This is a genomic window from Rathayibacter sp. AY1B8, assembly GCF_002932775.1.
Taxonomy (GTDB): Bacteria; Actinomycetota; Actinomycetes; order Actinomycetales; family Microbacteriaceae; genus Rathayibacter.
The window spans coordinates 1-17,654 of record NZ_PSWJ01000010.1 but is presented as its reverse complement, the minus strand read 5'-3'; the positions used below and the strand labels follow the sequence as shown (position 1 = coordinate 17,654).

Here is a 17,654-nt window from a genome sequence, read left to right as displayed (position 1 = left end):
GCTCCGCTCAGCCCCTCGCGGCGGCGAGAGCGTCGGCGGCGAGCCGCACGGAGGCGTCCCGGCCGGTCAGCCAGAGCGGCACGGAGCGGGCGCGGAGCCCCGCCGACTCGAGCGCCGGGACCGCGTCCGCGTCCTCCTCGCCGACGAGCCAGGCGTCGAGGAGGCCGCCCCCGCTCCGGGCTCCGTAGTGCCGGCCGACGGCCTCGGCGGAGGTCTCGACGCCGATCGCGGCGAGGCAGGCGTCGGCCATGCCGCGCACCACCGCGCCTCCGATGACGGGGGAGACGCCCACGACGGGTGCGGAGGTCCGGCGGAGGGCGTCCGCGATCCCGGGCACTCCGAGGATCGTGCCGATCGAGACGACGGGATTGGAGGGGGCGACGAGCACCGCGTCGGTGTCGGCGATCGCCTCCAGCACGCCCGGGGCGGGGCGGGCGCTCTCCACCCCCTGCTGGACGAAGCGGCGCGCGGGCGCTGACGCCCGAAGCCGCACCCACCACTCCTCGAAGTGGAGGAGCCGCACGCCCTCGCCGGGAAGGTCGACCTCGACGTGGGTCTCGACGTCCTGGTCCGACATCGGCAGCAGGCGGACCCCCAGCGGCCAGCGGGCGGTGATCCGCGCGGTCGCCTCCGAGAGGGTGAGGCCGTCGCGCAGCATCGAGCTGCGGGCGATGTGGGTGCCGAGGTCGAGGTCGCCCAGGGTGAACCACGGCCAGCCGACGCCGAAGGCGGTGAGCTCGGCCGAGACCCGCTCGCTCTCGCCGGCCCGCCCCCAGCCGCGCTCCGTGTCGTTCACTCCGCCGAGCGCGTAGGTGATCGAGTCGAGGTCGGGGCAGACCTTGAGGCCGGTGAGCCACATGTCGTCGCCGGTGTTGACGACGACGGTGATCTCGCTCGCCTCGCCGCCGGCGGCCTCGAGATCGCGGAGGTGCTCGCGGACCGCCGAGGTGAAGCGGGCGCCGCCGACGCCTCCGGCCAGGATCGTGATGCGCATCCGCCCACGCTAGCGGCACCGACGGATTCCTCCCCCGGCGAGCCTTAATGCTGCGGATCCGCGCCGGAAACACCGGGGAAACGTCGAACCCCGACGATGAAGCCCTGTCCCCGGAGCCGGACGGTCCGTCATTGCCTTCGGGCCCGGCGGGGACCACAGTGGGTCCACGTCCCCGGCTCCGCACCGCCCGGCGGAGCACGACCGGAGCCGGACAGGGACGCCCGAGCATGGAGGTACCGATGACCATCGTCCGCGCAGCGATCACCCAGACGACCTGGACCGGCGACAAGGAGTCGATGCTCGACAAGCACGAGCGGATGGCCCGGGACGCCGCAGCCGACGGCGCGCAGATCGTCTGCTTCCAGGAGCTGTTCTACGGCCCGTACTTCGGCATCACCCAGGACAAGAAGTACTACCGCTACGCCGAGCCCGCCGACGGGCCGATCGTGCAGCGCTTCGCGGCCCTCGCGAAGGAGCTGGGCGTGGTGATGATCCTCCCGATCTACGAGGAGGAGCAGACCGGCGTCTACTACAACACCGCGGTCGTGGTCGACGCCGACGGGACGATCCTCGGCAAGTACCGCAAGCACCACATCCCGCACCTGGACCGCTTCTGGGAGAAGTTCTACTTCCGGCCCGGGAACCTCGGCTTCCCGGTCTTCGACACCGCGGTCGGCAAGGTCGGCGTCCACATCTGCTACGACCGCCACTTCCCGGAGGGCTGGCGGGAGCTGGGCCTGAACGGCGCCCACCTCGTCTTCAACCCCAACGCCACCAAGCCCGGCCTGTCGAACCGCCTCTGGGAGGTCGAGGGCCCGGCGGCCGCGGTGGCGAACGGCTACTTCGTGCTGCAGCCCAACCGCGTCGGCCGGGAGGACAACGAGTACGGCGACCTCGCGGTCGACTTCTACGGCACCAGCCAGATCATCGATCCGCGGGGGGAGTTCGTCGGGGAGCGGGGCTCGGGCGAGGCCGAGGAGATCCTGATCCGCGACCTCGAGATGGACATGGTGCAGGAGATGCGCGACGACTGGCAGTTCTACCGGGACCGCCGGCCGGAGTCGTACACCAGCATCCCGAAGCCGTGACCGCAGACCGAGACGGGGAAGACCGATGAAGACCCTCATCACCGGCGGGACGGTCGTCAACGCGACCGGCACCGGAGCCGCAGACGTCCTGATCGACGGCGAGACCATCGCCGCCGTCCTCGCCCCCGGCTCCACGCTGCTGGGCTTCGACCTGGCGGCCCACGTCGACCGGGTGATCGACGCGAGCGGCAAGTACGTCATCCCGGGCGGGATCGACGCGCACACGCACATGGAGATGCCGTTCGGCGGCACCTCCGCCTCGGACACCTTCGAGACCGGCACGCGCGCCGCGGCCTGGGGCGGCACGACGTCGATCGTCGACTTCGTGGTGCAGTACCCGGGCGAGAGCGTCGTCGACCGGTTCCAGGCGTGGCAGGAGAAGGCGGCCGGCAACTGCGCGATCGACTACGGCTTCCACCAGATCCTCTCGGACGTGCAGGACTCCTCGCTCGTCGCGATGGACGAGCTGATGCGCGAGGGGGTGACCAGCTTCAAGCTGTTCATGGCCTACAAGGGCGTGTTCCTCTCGGACGACGGGCAGATCCTCCGGGCGTTCCAGAAGGGCGCGGAGAACGGCGCGATGATGATGATGCACGCCGAGAACGGCGCCCTCATCGACGAACTGGTGAAGCAGACCCTCGCCGCCGGGAACACCGCGCCGTACTTCCACGGCACCTCTCGACCCTGGCAGGCGGAGGAGGAGGCGACGCACCGGGCGATCATGATCGCCGACCTCACCGGCGCGCCGCTGTACGTGGTCCATGTCTCCGCGAAGCAGGCGGTGGAGCAGATCGCGCAGGCCCGCGACCGCGGCATGAACGTCTTCGGCGAGACCTGCCCGCAGTACCTCTACCTCTCGCTCGAGGAGCAGCTCGGCGCGCCGGGCTTCGAGGGCGCGAAGTGGGTGTGCTCCACGCCGCTGCGCTCGAAGGCGGAGGGGCATCAGCACCACATGTGGCAGTCGCTGCGCACCAACGACATCCAGATGGTCTCGACCGACCACTGCCCCTTCTGCATGAAGGGCCAGAAGGACATGGGGATCGGCGACTTCTCGACGATCCCCAACGGCATCGGCTCGGTGGAGCACCGGATGGACCTGATGTACCAGGGCGTGGTGTCGGGGCAGATCTCCCTGCCGCGCTGGGTCGAGCTCACCTCGACCACCCCGGCGCGGATGTTCGGGATGTACGGGAGGAAGGGCGTCATCCAGCCCGGGGCCGACGGCGACGTCGTCGTCTACGACCCGAGCGGGCACACCTCGATCGGGATCGGCGAGGGCCGAAGCCACCACATGAACATGGACTACTCGGCCTGGGAGGGCTTCGAGATCGACGGCCACGTCGACACGGTGATCTCCCGCGGCAGGGTCGTCGTCGACGACGGCTCCTACGTCGGCACGAAGGGCGACGGGGCGTACATCCCGCGCGGTCTGAGCCAGTACCTGATCTGAGCCGGCACCCGATCCGAGCCAGCACCTGATCGAGCAGAAGGAACCCCATGGACTTCGGAGTCGTCCTCCAGACCAACCCGCCCGCCTCGCGCACCGTCGCGCTCGCCGTCCTCGCGGAGACGCACGGCTTCGACTACGCGTGGACCTTCGACTCGCACCTGCTCTGGCAGGAGCCCTACGTGATCTACTCGCAGATCCTCGAGAGGACGCACCGGATCACGGTCGGCCCGATGGTCACCAACCCCGCCACGCGTGACTGGACGGTCATCGCCTCGCTGCACGCGACGCTCAACGAGATGTACGGGAACCGCACGGTGTGCGGGATCGGCCGCGGCGACTCCGCGGTGAGAGTGACCGGAGGAGCTCCGACGACGCTCAACACGCTGCGGGAGTCGATCCACGTCATCCGCGAGCTCGCCAACAGCCGTCCGGTCGAGTACAACGGCCAGACGCTGCAGTTCCCGTGGAGCCGGGGCTCGTCCCTGGAGATCTGGGTGGCCGCCTACGGCCCGCTCGCCCTGAAGCTCGCGGGCGAGGTCGGCGACGGCTTCATCCTGCAGCTGGCCGACGTGGACATCGCGCGCTGGATGATCGGCGCCGTCAAGGAGGCGGCGGCGAACGCCGGCCGGGATCCCGGGTCGCTGCAGTTCTGCGTCGCGGCGCCGATGTACATCGGCACCGACCGGGAGCACATGCGCGACCAGTGCCGCTGGTTCGGCGGGATGGTCGGCAACCACGTGGCCGACATCGTGGGCCGCTACGGCGCCTCCGGAGCGGTGCCGCAGGCGCTGACGGACTACATCGCCGGGCGCGAGGGCTACGACTACAACGAGCACGGCCGCGCGGGCAACAGCCACACCGCCTTCGTGCCGGACGAGATCGTGGAGCGCTTCTGCGTGCTGGGCACGGCGGACGAGCACATCGAGAAGCTCCGGGCGCTCGCCGACATCGGCGTGACGCAGTTCGCGGGCTACCTCCAGCACGACAACAAGGAGGAGACGCTGCGCGTGTACGGCGAGCGGGTCATCCCGGAGCTGCGCGAGCACATCGTGGCCCGCGCATGAGACCGGCCCTCGCGCGCGGGCTCGTGCTCGGCGCCGGCGGGCTCCTCCTGCTCGCGCTCGTGTGGGAGGGCTGGAAGGCGCTCGGGCCCGAGGCCGGGGTGGTCGTCGGAGGAGTCACGGTGCTCCCGCGCACGAGCGCCATCGCGATGCCCCACCTCTGGGAGATCGCGGCCCGGCTCGGCGAGCCGGTCACCGGAGCGCGGAACGCCCCGGCGCTCTGGTCGGCCGTCCTGGGGGCGAGTGCCTTCTCGCTCGGGATCGCCGCGGTCGGCTGGGTCGTCGGCACCGTCGTGGGGCTGCTCCTGGCTCTCCTGATGCAGCGGTTCCGCACGGCGGAGTCGGCGGTGCTGCCCTGGATCGTGCTGAGCCAGACGGTGCCCCTGATCGCGATCGCCCCACTGGTGCGGCGCTGGGGGTCGCAGCTCGAGCTCGGACCGGTGACCTGGGAGAACTGGATGTCGGTGTCACTGATCGCCTCCTACCTCGCGTTCTTCCCCGTCTCGATCGGGGCGCTCCGCGGGCTCGGCTCGCCGACGGCCCACCAGGTCGAGCTGATGCACGTGTACGGCGTCGGCTGGTGGAAGACGCTGGTGCGCCTGAGGCTCCCGGCGAGCGTGCCCTACCTGCTGCCGGCCCTCCGGCTCGGAGCGGTCAGCGCCGTCGTCGGCACGATCGTCGCCGAGGTCTCGATCGGCCTGCGCGGCGGGATCGGCCGCATGATCATCGAGTTCGCCTCCGCTGCCGGAGGCGACCCCGCCAAGCCCTGGGCGCCGATCCTCGGGGCGGTGCTGGTGGGCCTCGCGGCCGCCGGCTCCGTCGGTCTGCTCGGCACCCTCCTCCGTCCGTACCGCCGAGGGGAGCAGCCCGCATGAGCCCTGCAGGATCCGCGGTCGTCGTCGACTCCGTCACGAGGACCTTCACCACCGCCCGCGCCGCGAGCGTCACGGCGCTCCAGGACGTCTCGCTCGAGGTGGCCGCGGGGGAGTTCGTCTCGCTGATCGGCCCGTCCGGCTGCGGCAAGTCGACGCTGCTGCGGCTGATCGCCGACCTCGACGAGCCGGACTCCGGCTCGATCGCCGTGTTCGGCAAGACGGCCCGGCAGGCGAGGCTCGACCAGGACTACGGGATCGCGTTCCAGCAGGCGGGCCTCCTGCCGTGGCGCACGATCCGGGCGAACATCGCCCTGCCGCTGGAGCTGCACGGCGTCGCCGCGACCGCCCGGCGCTCGCGCGTCGACGAGCTGCTGGCGCTGGTCGGGCTCGGCGACTTCGCCGACTCCTACCCGGACCAGCTCTCCGGCGGGATGCAGCAGCGCGTCGCCATCGCGCGGGCGCTCGCCGAGAGCCCGCGCCTGCTCCTCATGGACGAGCCGTTCGGGGCGCTCGACGAGATGACCCGCGAGCGGATGCAGACGGAGCTGCTGCGGATCCGGCGCGAGACCGGCGCCGCCGTCGTCTTCGTCACCCACTCGATCCCGGAGGCGGTGTTCCTCTCGGACCGCGTCGTGGTGATGTCGCCGCGGCCGGGAAGGATCCGCGACGTCCTCCCGGTCGGACTCCCCGGAGCATCCGAGCGCGACGCGGCGGTCAGGGAGGACACGGCGTTCTTCCGCGACGTGAGCGCCGTGCGCGAGCTGCTGCACGGCGATCCCGCCGCCGTGCCGCGCGGAGTGGAGAACCGGTGAGCACGACGGCGCTGGCGCGCAGCGTGCTCGCGCCGCTCGTGCTCGGGATCGCCGCGGTCCTGCTCTGGCAGGCCGGGGTCACCGCTCTGGCGATCCAGCCGTTCGTGCTCCCGTCGCCGCTGGCGATCGGACAGGAGTTCGCCACGAACCTCGGCTCCGTCGCCGAGGGCAGCGCGGTGACCGGCCGCAACGCGCTGGTCGGCCTGCTGGTCGGCGCGGTGCTGGCGGTCGTGGTCGCCGGGCTCTCGGCGCTCGCGCGGGTCTTCGACGGACTGGTCGCGCCGATCGTGGCCGCGGCCGCCGTCGTGCCGATCGTCGCCCTCGCTCCGGTGCTCTACACGATGTTCGGAGCGAACGCCGAGACCGCGAGGCAGCTCGTCGCGGCGCTCGCCGTGTTCGTGCCGGTGTACGTGACGACGCTGCGCGGGCTGCGGCAGGCCGCTCCGGTGCACCGCGACCTGCTGAAGGCCTACGCGGCGACCCCCTGGCAGACCGCCCGCACGATCACGCTGCCGGGAGCGGTGCCCTACGTCTTCACGGGGCTCCGCATCGCCTCTTCGCTCGCGGTGATCTCGGCGCTGGTCGCCGAGTACTTCGGCGGACCCGTGGGCGGGCTCGGCAAGTCGATCACGACGGCGGCCTCGGGCAGCGACTACGCGCTCGCCTACGCCTACGTCCTGGGCGCCGTGCTCGTCGGCCTCGCGTTCTACTGCGTGACGGCCGCGCTCGAGGCGTTCGCGCTGCGCCGCAGCCGGCTGCGCTGAGCGCGGCGCCGCGCGTCCCCGCACCCTTCTCGATCCTCCCGATTCCCGACTCCCGATTCCCGACTCCACCCGACGCACCATCCGCACCGCCCGCATCATCAGCGCCACCTGCACCACAGCACCACCTGCACCGCCGCACCACGGGGCGCGCCGCACCGGCGACCCCGCAGACCGCACCAGGAGGACCCGTGACCAGACGCACCCGCATCACCCTGACGACGACCGCCGCCTTCGCGGCCGTGGGCCTCGCGCTCACCGGCTGCAGCGACTCCGGCGGCTCCGACCCGGGGTCGGACTCCGGCTCCGGCGGCCTCACGCCGGTCACCCTGCAGCTGCAGTGGGTGGCCCAGGCGCAGTTCGCCGGGTACTACGCCGCGCTCGACCAGGGCTACTACGAGGACGAGGGCCTCGACGTGACGATCGCCGAGGGAGGCGGCGACATCGTCCCCCAGGACGTGCTCGCCTCGGGCGACGCGGACTACGCGATCTCCTGGGTGCCCAAGGTCCTCGGCTCGATCGAGCAGGGGGCCGGGATCACCGACGTCGCGCAGATCTTCGAGCGCAGCGCCACCACGCAGATCTCCTTCAAGGACAAGGGGATCACCTCGCCGGCCGACCTGGCCGGGAAGAGCGTGGGCAGCTGGGGCTACGGCAACGAGTGGGAGCTGTTCGCCGGCATGCAGAAGGACGGCGTCTCCCTCGACGACATCTCGCTGGTCCAGCAGCAGTTCGACATGAACGGCTTCCTCGCAGGCGACATCGACGCGGCCCAGGCGATGACCTACAACGAGTACGCCCAGGTCCTCGAGACCGTGAACCCCGCCACAGGCGAGCTGTACCGGCCGGACGACCTGAACGTCATCAGCTGGAACGACATCGGGACCGCGATGCTCCAGGACGCGATCTGGGCGGACGCGGGCAGGCTCGCCGACGACGACGCGTACGCCGAGCAGACGGTCGCCTTCATCAAGGCCTCGATCAAGGGCTGGATCTTCGCGAAGGACGACCCGCAGGCGGCGGCCGACATCGTCACCGCGGCCGGATCCACGCTCGGCACCAGCCACCAGCTCTGGATGACCAACGAGGTCAACAAGCTGATCTGGCCCTCGACGAGCGGCGTCGGGATGATCGACGAGGCCGCGTGGCAGCAGACGGTCGACATCGCGAAGGAGACGGAGAACGAGACGGGCGCGACGATCATCAGCGCGGACCCGCCCGCCACCGCCTACTCGAACGAGTACATCGAGAAGGCGCTCGCGGAGCTCGCCGACGAGGGAGTGGACACGAGCGGTGCCGACTACGCGCCGATCGACGTGACGCTGGAGGCCGGCGGCGCCTGAGCCCGGACTCCGCCCCTCCCGGCTCCTCCCGGCCCCTCCGGCCCCGGAGGGGGCCGGGAGGGGTAGGCTGGACCCTCGTGACTACTTTCAAGAAGACGCCGTTCACCGTGAACGTGCGCGACCTCGTGAGGCGACCGGGCGAGATGCGCGAGCACCGCCTCGAGCTCGAGGCGCCGGAGCAGTTCGGCGAGGGGATCGTCGCGGTCCGCAAGGGATCGGCCGTCGATCTCGACGTCCGGCTCGAGTCCGTGCACGAGGGGATTCTGGCCAGTGTCGAGGTGTCGGCGAGGGCCGACGGCGAGTGCAGCCGGTGCCTGACCGACATCTCCCTGCCTGTCGATGTCGAGTTCCAGGAACTTTTCGCGTACTCTTCTGACGAAGCTTTCGACTATGAGGTTCACGACGACCACGTGGATCTTGAACCTCTGGTCAGGGATGCGGTGGTTCTGTCGCTGCCGTTCCAGCCGGTCTGCCGGCCGGACTGTCCGGGCCTCGACCCCGTCACGGGGGAGCGGCTGGCCGATTCCTCCACGCCCGAACCCGAGGCGCCGCGCGACTCCCGGTGGGCCGCGCTCGCAGGGTTGAGCGAGGAGGACGGCGGGGCCGCAGCGCCCGGAGCTTCCACCGACAGAGCTTCCGCAGACAGCGGTGAGGGCGCGACCGCCCGCACCGAATCCGACTAGAGGTAGAGAAGAGAGAATCATGGCTGTTCCCAAGAGGAAGAAGTCCCGCGCGAACACCCACGCCCGTCGTTCGCAGTGGAAGGCCGAGGTCCCCACCCTCGTCAAGACCATCGAGAACGGCAAGGTCGTCTACAGCCTTCCCCACCGCGCCAAGGTCGTCGAGGACTCCGCGGGCACCGCGCTGTTCCTCGAGTACAAGGGCCGCAAGGTCGCCGACGTCTGATCCCGCTCCTCGTCCGCACGGCGCGGGGCGCACCGCCTCTCGACGAACGGACCGCGGTCCATGGTGAACCAGACCTCCGCACGACCCTCCAGCGACGACCGGTCGCGTCTGGAGGCCACGCTCGGCGTGAGCCTCGACGGTGAGCTCTTCGAGCTCGCCCTGACGCACCGGTCGTTCGCTTTCGAGCACGGCGGCATCCCGCACAACGAGCGCCTCGAGTTCCTCGGCGACTCGATCCTCGGGCAGGCCGTGACCGTCATGCTCTACACCGAGTACCCCGCCCTCAGCGAGGGCGACCTGGCCAAACGCCGGGCGAGCCTCGTCTCGACCGTCGCGCTCGCCGAGATCGCCCGCGGCATCGGCCTGGGCGAGTTCCTCCGCCTCGGACGCGGCGAGGAGCTGACCGGCGGCCGCGACAAGGCGTCGATCCTCGCCGACACGGTCGAGGCCATCATCGGCGCCGTCTACCTGGGCACCGGTCCCGACGCGGCCCGCGACCTGGTGCTGCGCCTGATCGCCCCTCTGCGGGCCGATCCGCTCCGCTTCGGCGTCTCGATGGACCCGAAGACGAGCCTGCAGGAGGCGGCCGCCCAGCGCGGTGCGCCGGCCCCGCGCTACGAGATCGCCGCCACCGGCCCCGACCACAACAAGGTGTTCGTCGCCACCGTGATCGTCGGCGGACTCGTCACCGCCCGCGGCGAGGGGACGAGCAAGAAGGCGGCCGAGATGGCCGCCGCGCTCGACGCGTGGACGCGTCTGGCGGCCCCCGGCGCACCCGTCGCTCCAACGGTCTCGGACTGACCGTGCCCGAGCTGCCCGAGGTCGAGGTGGTGCGGGCGGGTCTCGCTCCCGCGGTCACCGGCTCCCTGGTGACCGGCGTCGAGATCGTCGACGAGCGCTCGCTGAAGCGGCACGTGCATCCGCACGGGACCTTCGAGCGCCTGCTCGTCGGGCGCCGGCTCGAAGCGGCGGTGCGGCGCGGGAAGTTCCTCTGGCTGCCCGCGGGCCGCGACGAGGCGCTGCTCGTGCACCTCGGCATGAGCGGCCAGGTGCTGCTGCGCACGGCGGATGCGGCGCTGCCGCGGCTGGCGCGCATCCGGATCGGGATCGAGCACCCCGAGCACGGCGAGCTCGCCCTGCACTTCGTCGACCAGCGGATCTTCGGCTCGATGGCGGTCGACGCTCTGGTGCCGACCCCGGACGGAGCGCCGGGCGGCTACGCGGGCGAGGAGGTCCGCGGAGGCGGCTGGCTGCGCGCCGTGCCCTCGCAGGTCGCGCACATCGCCCGCGATCCGCTCGACCCCTCCTTCGACCTGGGCTCGGTCGTCGCGTCGCTGGCGAGGAGGAGCAGCGGGATCAAGCGGGCGCTGCTCGACCAGACGCTCGTGAGCGGCATCGGGAACATCTACGCGGACGAGTCGCTGTGGGCGGCGGAGCTGCACCCGGAGCGGCCGAGCTCGTCGCTCGGCGAGGCGCGCATCCGCCGCCTCTTCGCCGAGGTGCGCTCGGTGCTCGAACGGGCGCTGGCCGAGGGCGGCACCAGCTTCGATGCGCAGTACGTGAACGTGAACGGCGCCTCCGGCTACTTCTCGCACAGCCTGCACGCCTACGGGCAGACGGGGAAGCCGTGCGCCCGGTGCGGCGCGGCGATCGTGCGGGTGCCGTTCATGAACCGCTCCTCGCACCTCTGCCCGCACTGCCAGCAACTGCCGCGCTGACGCGCCGGTGGGCGCCGCCTCAGGCGGCGGCGTCGGCGGGCGCCGGAGCGTACCGGGAGTGGACGACGAGCTCGCCCAGCAGCGTCGCGACGAGCGTGATGACCGCGGCGATCGCCAGGCCGAGCCAGAGTCCGACCAGCAGGGCGAGCGCGCCGACTCCGGCACCCGCGGCGATCAGGACGATCGCCGCCGCGCGGCGGAACCACGGCTGACCGGAACCACCCGCCAGGCGGGAGTCCGCGGCGAGGCCGGTAATCGTCGAGGTCACGACGACCGTCGTGACGTCCTTGACGGCGAGGTGGCGGGCGGTCGCGGCCTGGAGGCCCATCGCCCCGCCCAGCACGCCGGTGACGGTGAAGGCGAGTGGCTCGGGGTGCTCGGGCACGACCGCGAGCACGATCGCCAGGACGCCGAGCAGGATGCCGACCACCGCGAAGAGCCAGGTCGAGCGCGAGGTCCAGCCCTTCTTCACCGGGCGGAGCACCCGGCCGCCGATCACGGCGCCGATCATGAAGGCGCCCAGCGCGATCAGGGGGCCGACCACGGGCAGGTCGGCCGCGCCGGAGAGGGCCATGCCGAGGATGACGACGTTGCCGGTCATGTTGCCGGCGAAGACGCGGTCGAGCCCGAGGTACCCGACGGCGTCGATGATGCCGGTCGAGAAGGTGAGGGCGAGCATCAGGCCGAGGGTCGCGCCCTCGGAGCGGGTGCGCAGGCGTCGGAACACGGGAGTCCTGTCGTCGGGGGCGGGTCTGGAGAATCGTGGCACACGCGTGCATATGCTCGAAACACGGCGCGGTTAGGGTCGGACGGCGCGGACGGGCCGCGCGGGAGGCGGACGCGCATGCGGTGGACGGAGTGGGCGGTGCAGCCCGGTGAGGGAGTGCCGCCGGGGGTCGACTACCTGCCGGCCGAGCCGGGTTCGGTGCTGTGGGGGCGCCTGCCGTGCGCGGCGGACGCGCCCGTGCTCACCGTCGACTCGGGGGCCGAGGTCGTCATCGACACGCTCAGCCACGAGGGCGTGCTGGAGGATCAGGGCCGCGATCCGGTCGCCTTCTTCGGCCGCCACGGAGTCGCTCCGGAGGGGGTGCTGCGCGACGCGGTCGCGCTCGCCGCGGACGGGCCGTTCCGCGACGGCGAGACGGACGGGCCGCACGTGGTCACGGGGCCGATCGCCGTCCGGGGAGCGCTGCCGGGGGACCTGCTCCGGATGACCCTCCTCGAGGCCGAGCCGCGCGTGCCGTACGGAGTCGTCTCGAACCGGCACGGCCGCGGGGCGCTGCCGGGCGAGTACCCGCTGCAGGAGGGGCCGTTCAGCGTCTTCGCGCGCGTCGACGAGGACGCGCAGGGCGGTCTCCGCGGCGTGATCCCGCTGGTGCCGGGAGGAGAGCGGGCAGCCCGGTTCCCGCTCCGGCCGTTCCTCGGGATCATGGGCGTCGCCGTCGCAGGGGAGGAGCGCCCGCACTCCGTGCCGCCCGGTGCGCACGGGGGCAACATCGACATCGCACTGCTGACCGCCGGAACCAGCCTCTACCTTCCCGTGCAGGTCCCGGGCGCGCTCGCGTACGTCGGCGATCCCCACTTCGCGCAGGGCGACGGCGAGGTGGCGCTGACGGCGATGGAGGCGAGCCTGCGCGTCCGGGTGCGCCTGGAGGTCGTCCCGCGCGCCGAGGCGATCGCGGCGTTCGGGGAGCTGCTCGGGCCGATGGGGGAGACCGGCGAGTTCCTCGTGCCCACCGGGATGGACGAGGACCTGGACGTCGCCGTGCAGAACTGCGTCCGCGCGGCCATCGCGCTGCTGGCGGCCCGCTACGGGATGGACCCGGCTCACGCCTACGCCTACCTCAGCGCGGCGACCGACTTCGACATCTCGCAGGTCGTCGACCTGGTGAAGGGCGTGCACGCCCGCGTCCGGACGGCCGACTTCGATGACTGACCCGCGGGTGACGACGCTCGAGGGCGACCTGCCGGACGGGCTGGTGGACGCGGTCCTGGCGTACGAGGCGGCGCTCGGGGCGGACGACGTCGCGGCGCTCGCCGACGCGTTCGTGGACGCGCCGACGACGCTCCGGGGCGACGCCTCCGGGCTGCTCGTCGGCCACGCGGTGATCACCGGCTTCCGGGGTCGTCGCGGCGGGGCACCTGTGCGGGAGCTGGTGGAGCTGCACGTCAGGGCGGTCGATGCGGGCACGGCGCTCGTGGTGAGCGTGAACGCTCCGGCCCGTGGCGGGCGCGGGCTCGTCACGCAGCTGTGGTCGCGCGAGGGCGGGACCTGGCGGGTGCGCGCTGCGCAGGTGCAGGCGCCCTCGCCCGCGCTGGACCCCCGCGTCTGGCGGGCCGTCGGCGCGCCGCTCGTGCCGGCCGCCGGCTCCGGGACCCTCGACGGACTGGACGTCGCAGTCAAGGACCTCTTCGCGATCGAGGGCCAGCGGATCGGCGCGGGAGTGCCGGCCCGCCTCGCCTCCGCGCCGATCGAGGCGGCGACCGCTCCGGCCGTCGCGCAGCTGCTCGCAGCGGGAGCGTCGGTGCGCGGGATCGCTCAGACCGATGAGTTCGCCTACAGCATCGCCGGCCGGAACTCCGGCTACGGGACGCCGCCCAATCCGGCCGTGCCCGGAGCGATCCCGGGCGGATCGTCGAGCGGACCGGCGACCGCCGTGTCGCTCGGGCAGGCAGCCGTCGGGCTGGCGACCGACACCGCGGGATCGATCCGGGTACCCGCCTCCTACCAGGGCCTGTGGGGGCTGAGGACGACCCACGGTGCAGTGCCCGTCGAGGGGCTGCTGCCGCTGGCGCCGAGCTTCGACACCGTCGGGTGGCTGACGCGGGACCTCGGCACGCTGAGGCGGGTGGCCGAGGTCTGCCTGCCGTCCGGCCCGCCGGTGCGGAGTCTCGCGGTGGCGCCGGCACTGCTGGGCGGGGTGGACGCGGCCGTCCGCGCGGCGTTCCGATCGGCCGTCGAGGGGCTGAGCGCCGACGAGGTGGCGCTGCCGGCCGTGGCGGAGATGCTCGAGGCGTTCCGGCTGGTGCAGGCCGCGGAGGCGTGGCGGTCGAGCGGCTCGTGGGTCGCGGCGCATCCGGGAGTGCTGGCGGCAGACGTGCAGGCGCGCTTCGACGCGGCCTCGCTCGTCGACGAGCAGGAGGAGACGGCCGCGCGGGCGCGGGTCGCGGGTTTCCGGCAGGCGCTCGACGGCGCGCTCGACGGGCGGGTGCTGCTCCTGCCGTCGGCGTCGTCGGTCGCGCCGACCCTCGACGCGTCGGTCGAGACGATCGACGCGGCACGGTCGGCGACGCTCGGCCTGACCTGCGTCGCGGGGATCGGCGGGTATCCGGCGCTGTCGGTGCCGCGGCTGAGCGTCGACGGTGCTCCGGTGGGGCTCTGCCTGGTCGGGCCACGCGGATCGGACCTCGCGCTCCTGGAGCTGGCCGGCGCGCTCTGAGGGCGCGCTCCGAGTGCGGGTGGGGGGCATCCCGCGCCCGCAGGAGCGCAGCATGTCCCGCGGTCAGAACGGCGGCGGCGCATCGCTGAAGCTCGGCCTGCGCGGTGGCCACGGTGGCGCGGGCGGATCGGGGGGACGGGTGACCACGCGGCGGCCGGTGGGAGTGGTCCAGTCGGCCGAACCGTCGGGGTGGAGCGTGTAGGTCCAGCGGTCCCCGTGGCGGACGTGGTGGTGGCCGACGCAGAGCGACGCCAGGTTGTGGAGTGCGGTGTCGCCTCCGTGGCGCCACTCCAGCGTGTGGTCGGCCTCGGCCGTCGCCGCCGGCCGGGTGCAGCCGGGAAAGCGGCAGGTCCGGTCGCGCAGCTGGAGTGCGAGGCGCATCCGCGGGGGAGGGAGGCGGTGCGTCCTGCCGACCGAGACGACGGCACCCGACCCCGGGTGGATGAGCACCGGGGTGACGGCCGAGCAGGGTCCGAGGAGCTCGCGCGCGACGCCGGCCGGGACGAGGCCGTAGCCGTCCAGTTCTGCCGGCGTCTCGTCCTGCCCGGCCGCGGTGCTCGCGGCCACGGTCAGACGCACCTCGGCCCGGATGCCGCGAGCAGACGTCCGCGGCCTCTCGTCGCCTGGCGCCGTACCGGACACGTCGCCGTCGCAGAGCAGGTCGACGAGCGCGTCGGCCCGCAGCTGCGCGAGCGTGCGCTCCTGCGCCGGACCGCTCCCGCCGCCCGTCCTGTCGCCGTTCCCGTCGCGGAGGGTGCGGGCGATCCGGTCGAGCCGCGCGAGCGCGCCCATCGCGGCCGGAGCGGGGAGGGTCGCGCAGAGCGTGGCCATGCCGTCCTGCTCGGGTGAGACCCAGACGGCCCGGTCCTCCCGGGCGCGAGCGTGGCGATCGGCGAGGGGCACGTCGTGCAGTTCGTCGCGCAGTCGGACGAGGCGTCCCCGCAGCTGGGTCGGCGTCATCGAGGCGGCGAGTCCCGCAGCGCGCTCGTCGAACTCCCGGAGGGAGGCCGGCGGCAGGGTCGCGGCGACTCCGCAGATGATCTGCCCCGCCTCCCAGCGCAGCCGCGCCTCGGCCAGCGCGGCGCGCGTGCACGGGAGGTGCTCGACCAGCAGGCGGGCGTGCTCGAGCTCCCGGGCGGCCACGCGCTCGGACACGGCCAGCGCTACGGCGAGCTCGGCCCGCACCGAGCGCTCCACGAGGTCGCGCGACTCGCTGGGTGACCCGCCGCGAGCGAACGCCTCGGGGCGGCGGAGCGCAGCCCTGTACGCCTCGTGCAGCGCCTCGGCGGAGGCGAGGTGGAGCGGAGCCGCGGACCGGGCGAGCAGCGCCGCACGGTCGCCGAGGGCGCGGACCTCCTCGACTCCCTGCCGCATCCGATCCGCCATACCTGTATTGAATCAGCGACCACCGACACCCGGGCCGCAGAGGCGTCCGATCAGGAGAATCAGACCCTGAGCCGCCCCTGTGGAGGAGCGCTGCTCCGCCGGAGGGGTGCCGAGACCCCGACACGGCTCAGGAGGGTCCGCGGAGGACCGACGTCAGCGTGAGCAGGATCACGACGACGCCGACGACGACGAAGAGGGCGCCTCCCGCGGCCATCACGACGGGCGACTGCGTTCTCGGCCCGACCCTCTGCCCCCGCCTGCGCAGCTGGTCACGGGCCCGCGCGGAGATCCACTCGCGCCGGCCGATGAACACCGCTCCGAAGACGATCGCGATCGGCGCCCAGACGAGAGCGACGATCTGGTCCTCGGTCACCGGCCAGTGACCGTTCGGTGCGGCGCTGTCCTCATGCCGACCAGTGTCCCGCGGACCTCCCGGGTGACCCGCCGCACACCGCGAAACACCGGCGAAACGTCCGTCGCATAGGCTCTCCGGGTGAAACGACTGTTTCTCTCCCGCTCGTGAAGAGGTGGCCCATGACCGCGCCCGCACCGTTCCTCCCCGTCGATCCGCCGCCGCGCCTGCTGATGGGGCCGGGCCCGATCAACGCGGATCCGCGCGTCCTGCGTGCGATGTCGGCGCAGCTGGTCGGGCAGTACGACCCGTTCATGACGGGGACGATGACGGAGACGCAGGAGCTGTACCGGCAGGTGTTCCGCACCCGCAACGAGAAGACGATGCTCGTCGACGGCACGAGCCGTGCGGGCATCGAGGCGGCGCTGGTCTCGATGCTGGAGCCGGGCGACCGCGTGCTCGTGCCGGTCTTCGGGCGGTTCGGGCACCTCCTCCGGGAGATCGCGGAGCGCTGCGGCGCGGAGGTGCACGTGATCGAGGCCGAGTGGGGGCAGGTCTTCCCCGTCTCGGCGATCGCCGAGGCCCTGGCCCGGGTGAAGCCGAAGATGCTGGCCGTGGTCCACGGCGACACGTCGACCACCATGGCGCAGCCGCTGGAAGAGCTCGGCGCCCTCTGCGAGAAGCACGGCGCCCTCTTCTACACCGACGTCACCGCCTCCCTCGCGGGCAACGCCTTCGCGACCGACGAGCTCGGGCTCGACGCGGTCACCGCGGGGCTCCAGAAGTGCCTGGGTGGCCCGTCCGGATCGGCTCCCGTCACCTTCTCGGAGAAGGCCGTCGCGGTGATCGAGTCGCGCAGGAGCATCGAGGCGGGGATCCGCGACGAGGGCGACACTGTCAGCGCCCGCCGCGTCCGCTCCAACTACTTCGACCTCGGGATGATCTTCGACTACTGGGGGCCGCGCCGCCTCAACCACCACACCGAGGCGACCACGATGCTCTACGGCGCGCGCGAGTGCGCCCGCATCGTCGTCGAGGAGGGCCTGGACGAGACGGTCGCCCGCCACGCGCTGCACGGGTCGGCGATGCTCGCCGGAGTCCGCGGCCTCGATCTCGAGGTGTTCGGCGACGTCGGGCACAAGATGACGAACGTCGTCGCGGTGCGCATCCCGCAGGGCGTGAACGGTGATGCGGTGCGCGGGGAGATGCTCGCCGACTTCGGCATCGAGATCGGCACGTCCTTCGGGCCGCTGCACGGGAAGGTCTGGCGCATCGGCACGATGGGCTACAACGCCCGGACGGACGCGGTGCTGACCACCCTGGCGGCGCTGGAGGCGGTGCTGCGCCGCGCGGGCGCCTCCGTCCCGGTGGGCGGCGGAGTCGCGGGGGCCTACGAGGTCTACGGGGCGGCACGCGTATGACCGGCACCACCACGGACCCCGCCACCACGACCGCGCCCCCCGCCGCC

Annotated in this window: 18 protein-coding genes; 14 read left to right on the top strand and 4 right to left on the bottom strand. The window is 72.6% G+C overall.

Features of this window, described 5'->3' with window-relative positions; all coding sequences use genetic code 11:
* Positions 1-7 precede the first annotated feature (7 nt).
* The gene (gene cofD / locus C5C63_RS08145; protein WP_104234201.1) at positions 8-994 is read right to left on the bottom strand and encodes a 2-phospho-L-lactate transferase; all 987 of its coding nucleotides are present in this window, start codon (positions 992-994) and stop codon (positions 8-10) included.
* A 239-nt stretch (positions 995-1,233) separates the two neighbouring features.
* On the opposite strand from cofD, the gene C5C63_RS08140 reads away from it, so the two are divergent.
* From C5C63_RS08140 to mutM, 11 genes are all read left to right on the top strand, one after another.
* Positions 1,234-2,082 carry a nitrilase-related carbon-nitrogen hydrolase gene (locus tag C5C63_RS08140; RefSeq protein WP_104223476.1) on the top strand — a complete coding sequence of 283 codons (849 nt, stop codon included), beginning with the start codon at positions 1,234-1,236 and terminating at the stop codon, positions 2,080-2,082.
* Between the two features lie 25 nt (positions 2,083-2,107).
* Complete coding sequence (hydA, locus tag C5C63_RS08135) at positions 2,108-3,532, top strand: dihydropyrimidinase (RefSeq protein ID WP_104325839.1); 1,425 nt, start codon at positions 2,108-2,110, stop codon at positions 3,530-3,532.
* Positions 3,533-3,579: 47 nt separating this feature from the next.
* The gene (locus tag C5C63_RS08130) at positions 3,580-4,596 is read left to right on the top strand and encodes a TIGR03842 family LLM class F420-dependent oxidoreductase (protein WP_104325838.1); all 1,017 of its coding nucleotides are present in this window, start codon (positions 3,580-3,582) and stop codon (positions 4,594-4,596) included.
* Positions 4,593-5,468: an ABC transporter permease gene (locus C5C63_RS08125; protein WP_104325837.1), complete on the top strand. Its 876-nt coding sequence runs from the start codon at positions 4,593-4,595 to the stop codon at positions 5,466-5,468. Before C5C63_RS08130 ends, C5C63_RS08125 begins: the two co-directional genes overlap by 4 nt.
* Positions 5,465-6,280 (top strand): ABC transporter ATP-binding protein, encoded by an 816-nt coding sequence (locus C5C63_RS08120; RefSeq protein WP_104226661.1) that lies wholly within the window; start codon positions 5,465-5,467, stop codon positions 6,278-6,280. Before C5C63_RS08125 ends, C5C63_RS08120 begins: the two co-directional genes overlap by 4 nt.
* Positions 6,277-7,044: an ABC transporter permease gene (locus C5C63_RS08115; RefSeq protein WP_104295900.1), complete on the top strand. Its 768-nt coding sequence runs from the start codon at positions 6,277-6,279 to the stop codon at positions 7,042-7,044. The genes C5C63_RS08120 and C5C63_RS08115 overlap by 4 nt, the downstream gene beginning before the upstream one ends.
* Before the next feature lie 188 nt (positions 7,045-7,232).
* The gene (locus C5C63_RS08110) at positions 7,233-8,384 is read left to right on the top strand and encodes an ABC transporter substrate-binding protein (RefSeq protein ID WP_258065414.1); all 1,152 of its coding nucleotides are present in this window, start codon (positions 7,233-7,235) and stop codon (positions 8,382-8,384) included.
* A 143-nt stretch (positions 8,385-8,527) separates the two neighbouring features.
* Complete coding sequence (locus C5C63_RS08105; protein WP_104247536.1) at positions 8,528-9,067, top strand: DUF177 domain-containing protein; 540 nt, start codon at positions 8,528-8,530, stop codon at positions 9,065-9,067.
* A 19-nt stretch (positions 9,068-9,086) separates the two neighbouring features.
* Positions 9,087-9,290, top strand: coding sequence for a 50S ribosomal protein L32 (rpmF, locus tag C5C63_RS08100; RefSeq protein WP_104223482.1), 204 nt, complete (start codon positions 9,087-9,089; stop codon positions 9,288-9,290).
* 60 nt (positions 9,291-9,350) lie between these two features.
* Complete coding sequence (gene rnc, locus C5C63_RS08095; RefSeq protein WP_104325836.1) at positions 9,351-10,091, top strand: ribonuclease III; 741 nt, start codon at positions 9,351-9,353, stop codon at positions 10,089-10,091.
* A 2-nt stretch (positions 10,092-10,093) separates the two neighbouring features.
* A complete protein-coding gene (gene mutM, locus C5C63_RS08090; protein WP_104283536.1) occupies positions 10,094-11,008 on the top strand; it encodes a bifunctional DNA-formamidopyrimidine glycosylase/DNA-(apurinic or apyrimidinic site) lyase in 915 nt (304 codons plus the stop codon).
* A gap of 19 nt (positions 11,009-11,027) precedes the next feature.
* On the opposite strand, the gene C5C63_RS08085 is transcribed toward mutM, so the two are convergent.
* On the bottom strand, positions 11,028-11,735 hold the full coding sequence (locus tag C5C63_RS08085) for a YoaK family protein (protein WP_308470741.1): 708 nt from the start codon (positions 11,733-11,735) through the stop codon (positions 11,028-11,030).
* 117 nt (positions 11,736-11,852) lie between these two features.
* On the opposite strand from C5C63_RS08085, the gene C5C63_RS08080 reads away from it, so the two are divergent.
* On the top strand, positions 11,853-12,944 hold the full coding sequence (locus C5C63_RS08080; RefSeq protein WP_104325835.1) for an acetamidase/formamidase family protein: 1,092 nt from the start codon (positions 11,853-11,855) through the stop codon (positions 12,942-12,944).
* Positions 12,937-14,448 carry an AtzH-like domain-containing protein gene (locus C5C63_RS08075; RefSeq protein WP_104325834.1) on the top strand — a complete coding sequence of 504 codons (1,512 nt, stop codon included), beginning with the start codon at positions 12,937-12,939 and terminating at the stop codon, positions 14,446-14,448. The genes C5C63_RS08080 and C5C63_RS08075 overlap by 8 nt, the downstream gene beginning before the upstream one ends.
* A 63-nt stretch (positions 14,449-14,511) precedes the next feature.
* Here the strand turns inward: C5C63_RS08075 and C5C63_RS08070 are convergent, their stop codons facing one another.
* The gene (locus C5C63_RS08070) at positions 14,512-15,834 is read right to left on the bottom strand and encodes an HNH endonuclease signature motif containing protein (protein WP_104325833.1); all 1,323 of its coding nucleotides are present in this window, start codon (positions 15,832-15,834) and stop codon (positions 14,512-14,514) included.
* A 127-nt stretch (positions 15,835-15,961) separates the two neighbouring features.
* Complete coding sequence (locus tag C5C63_RS08065) at positions 15,962-16,207, bottom strand: hypothetical protein (RefSeq protein WP_104239596.1); 246 nt, start codon at positions 16,205-16,207, stop codon at positions 15,962-15,964.
* A 161-nt stretch (positions 16,208-16,368) separates the two neighbouring features.
* On the opposite strand from C5C63_RS08065, the gene C5C63_RS08060 reads away from it, so the two are divergent.
* The gene (locus tag C5C63_RS08060) at positions 16,369-17,607 is read left to right on the top strand and encodes an alanine--glyoxylate aminotransferase family protein (protein ID WP_258065413.1); all 1,239 of its coding nucleotides are present in this window, start codon (positions 16,369-16,371) and stop codon (positions 17,605-17,607) included.
* The last annotated feature ends 47 nt before the right edge of the window (positions 17,608-17,654 follow it).

Coding starts and splice junctions, on each gene's coding strand:
- cofD (WP_104234201.1), bottom strand. CDS start 994: ATGCGCATCACGATCCTGGCCGGAGGCGTCGGCGGCGCCCGCTTCACC.
- C5C63_RS08140 (WP_104223476.1), top strand. CDS start 1,234: ATGACCATCGTCCGCGCAGCGATCACCCAGACGACCTGGACCGGCGAC.
- hydA (WP_104325839.1), top strand. CDS start 2,108: ATGAAGACCCTCATCACCGGCGGGACGGTCGTCAACGCGACCGGCACC.
- C5C63_RS08130 (WP_104325838.1), top strand. CDS start 3,580: ATGGACTTCGGAGTCGTCCTCCAGACCAACCCGCCCGCCTCGCGCACC.
- C5C63_RS08125 (WP_104325837.1), top strand. CDS start 4,593: ATGAGACCGGCCCTCGCGCGCGGGCTCGTGCTCGGCGCCGGCGGGCTC.
- C5C63_RS08120 (WP_104226661.1), top strand. CDS start 5,465: ATGAGCCCTGCAGGATCCGCGGTCGTCGTCGACTCCGTCACGAGGACC.
- C5C63_RS08105 (WP_104247536.1), top strand. CDS start 8,528: ATGCGCGAGCACCGCCTCGAGCTCGAGGCGCCGGAGCAGTTCGGCGAG.
- rpmF (WP_104223482.1), top strand. CDS start 9,087: ATGGCTGTTCCCAAGAGGAAGAAGTCCCGCGCGAACACCCACGCCCGT.
- rnc (WP_104325836.1), top strand. CDS start 9,351: ATGGTGAACCAGACCTCCGCACGACCCTCCAGCGACGACCGGTCGCGT.
- C5C63_RS08080 (WP_104325835.1), top strand. CDS start 11,853: ATGCGGTGGACGGAGTGGGCGGTGCAGCCCGGTGAGGGAGTGCCGCCG.
- C5C63_RS08075 (WP_104325834.1), top strand. CDS start 12,937: ATGACTGACCCGCGGGTGACGACGCTCGAGGGCGACCTGCCGGACGGG.
- C5C63_RS08070 (WP_104325833.1), bottom strand. CDS start 15,834: ATGGCGGATCGGATGCGGCAGGGAGTCGAGGAGGTCCGCGCCCTCGGC.
- C5C63_RS08060 (WP_258065413.1), top strand. CDS start 16,369: ATGACCGCGCCCGCACCGTTCCTCCCCGTCGATCCGCCGCCGCGCCTG.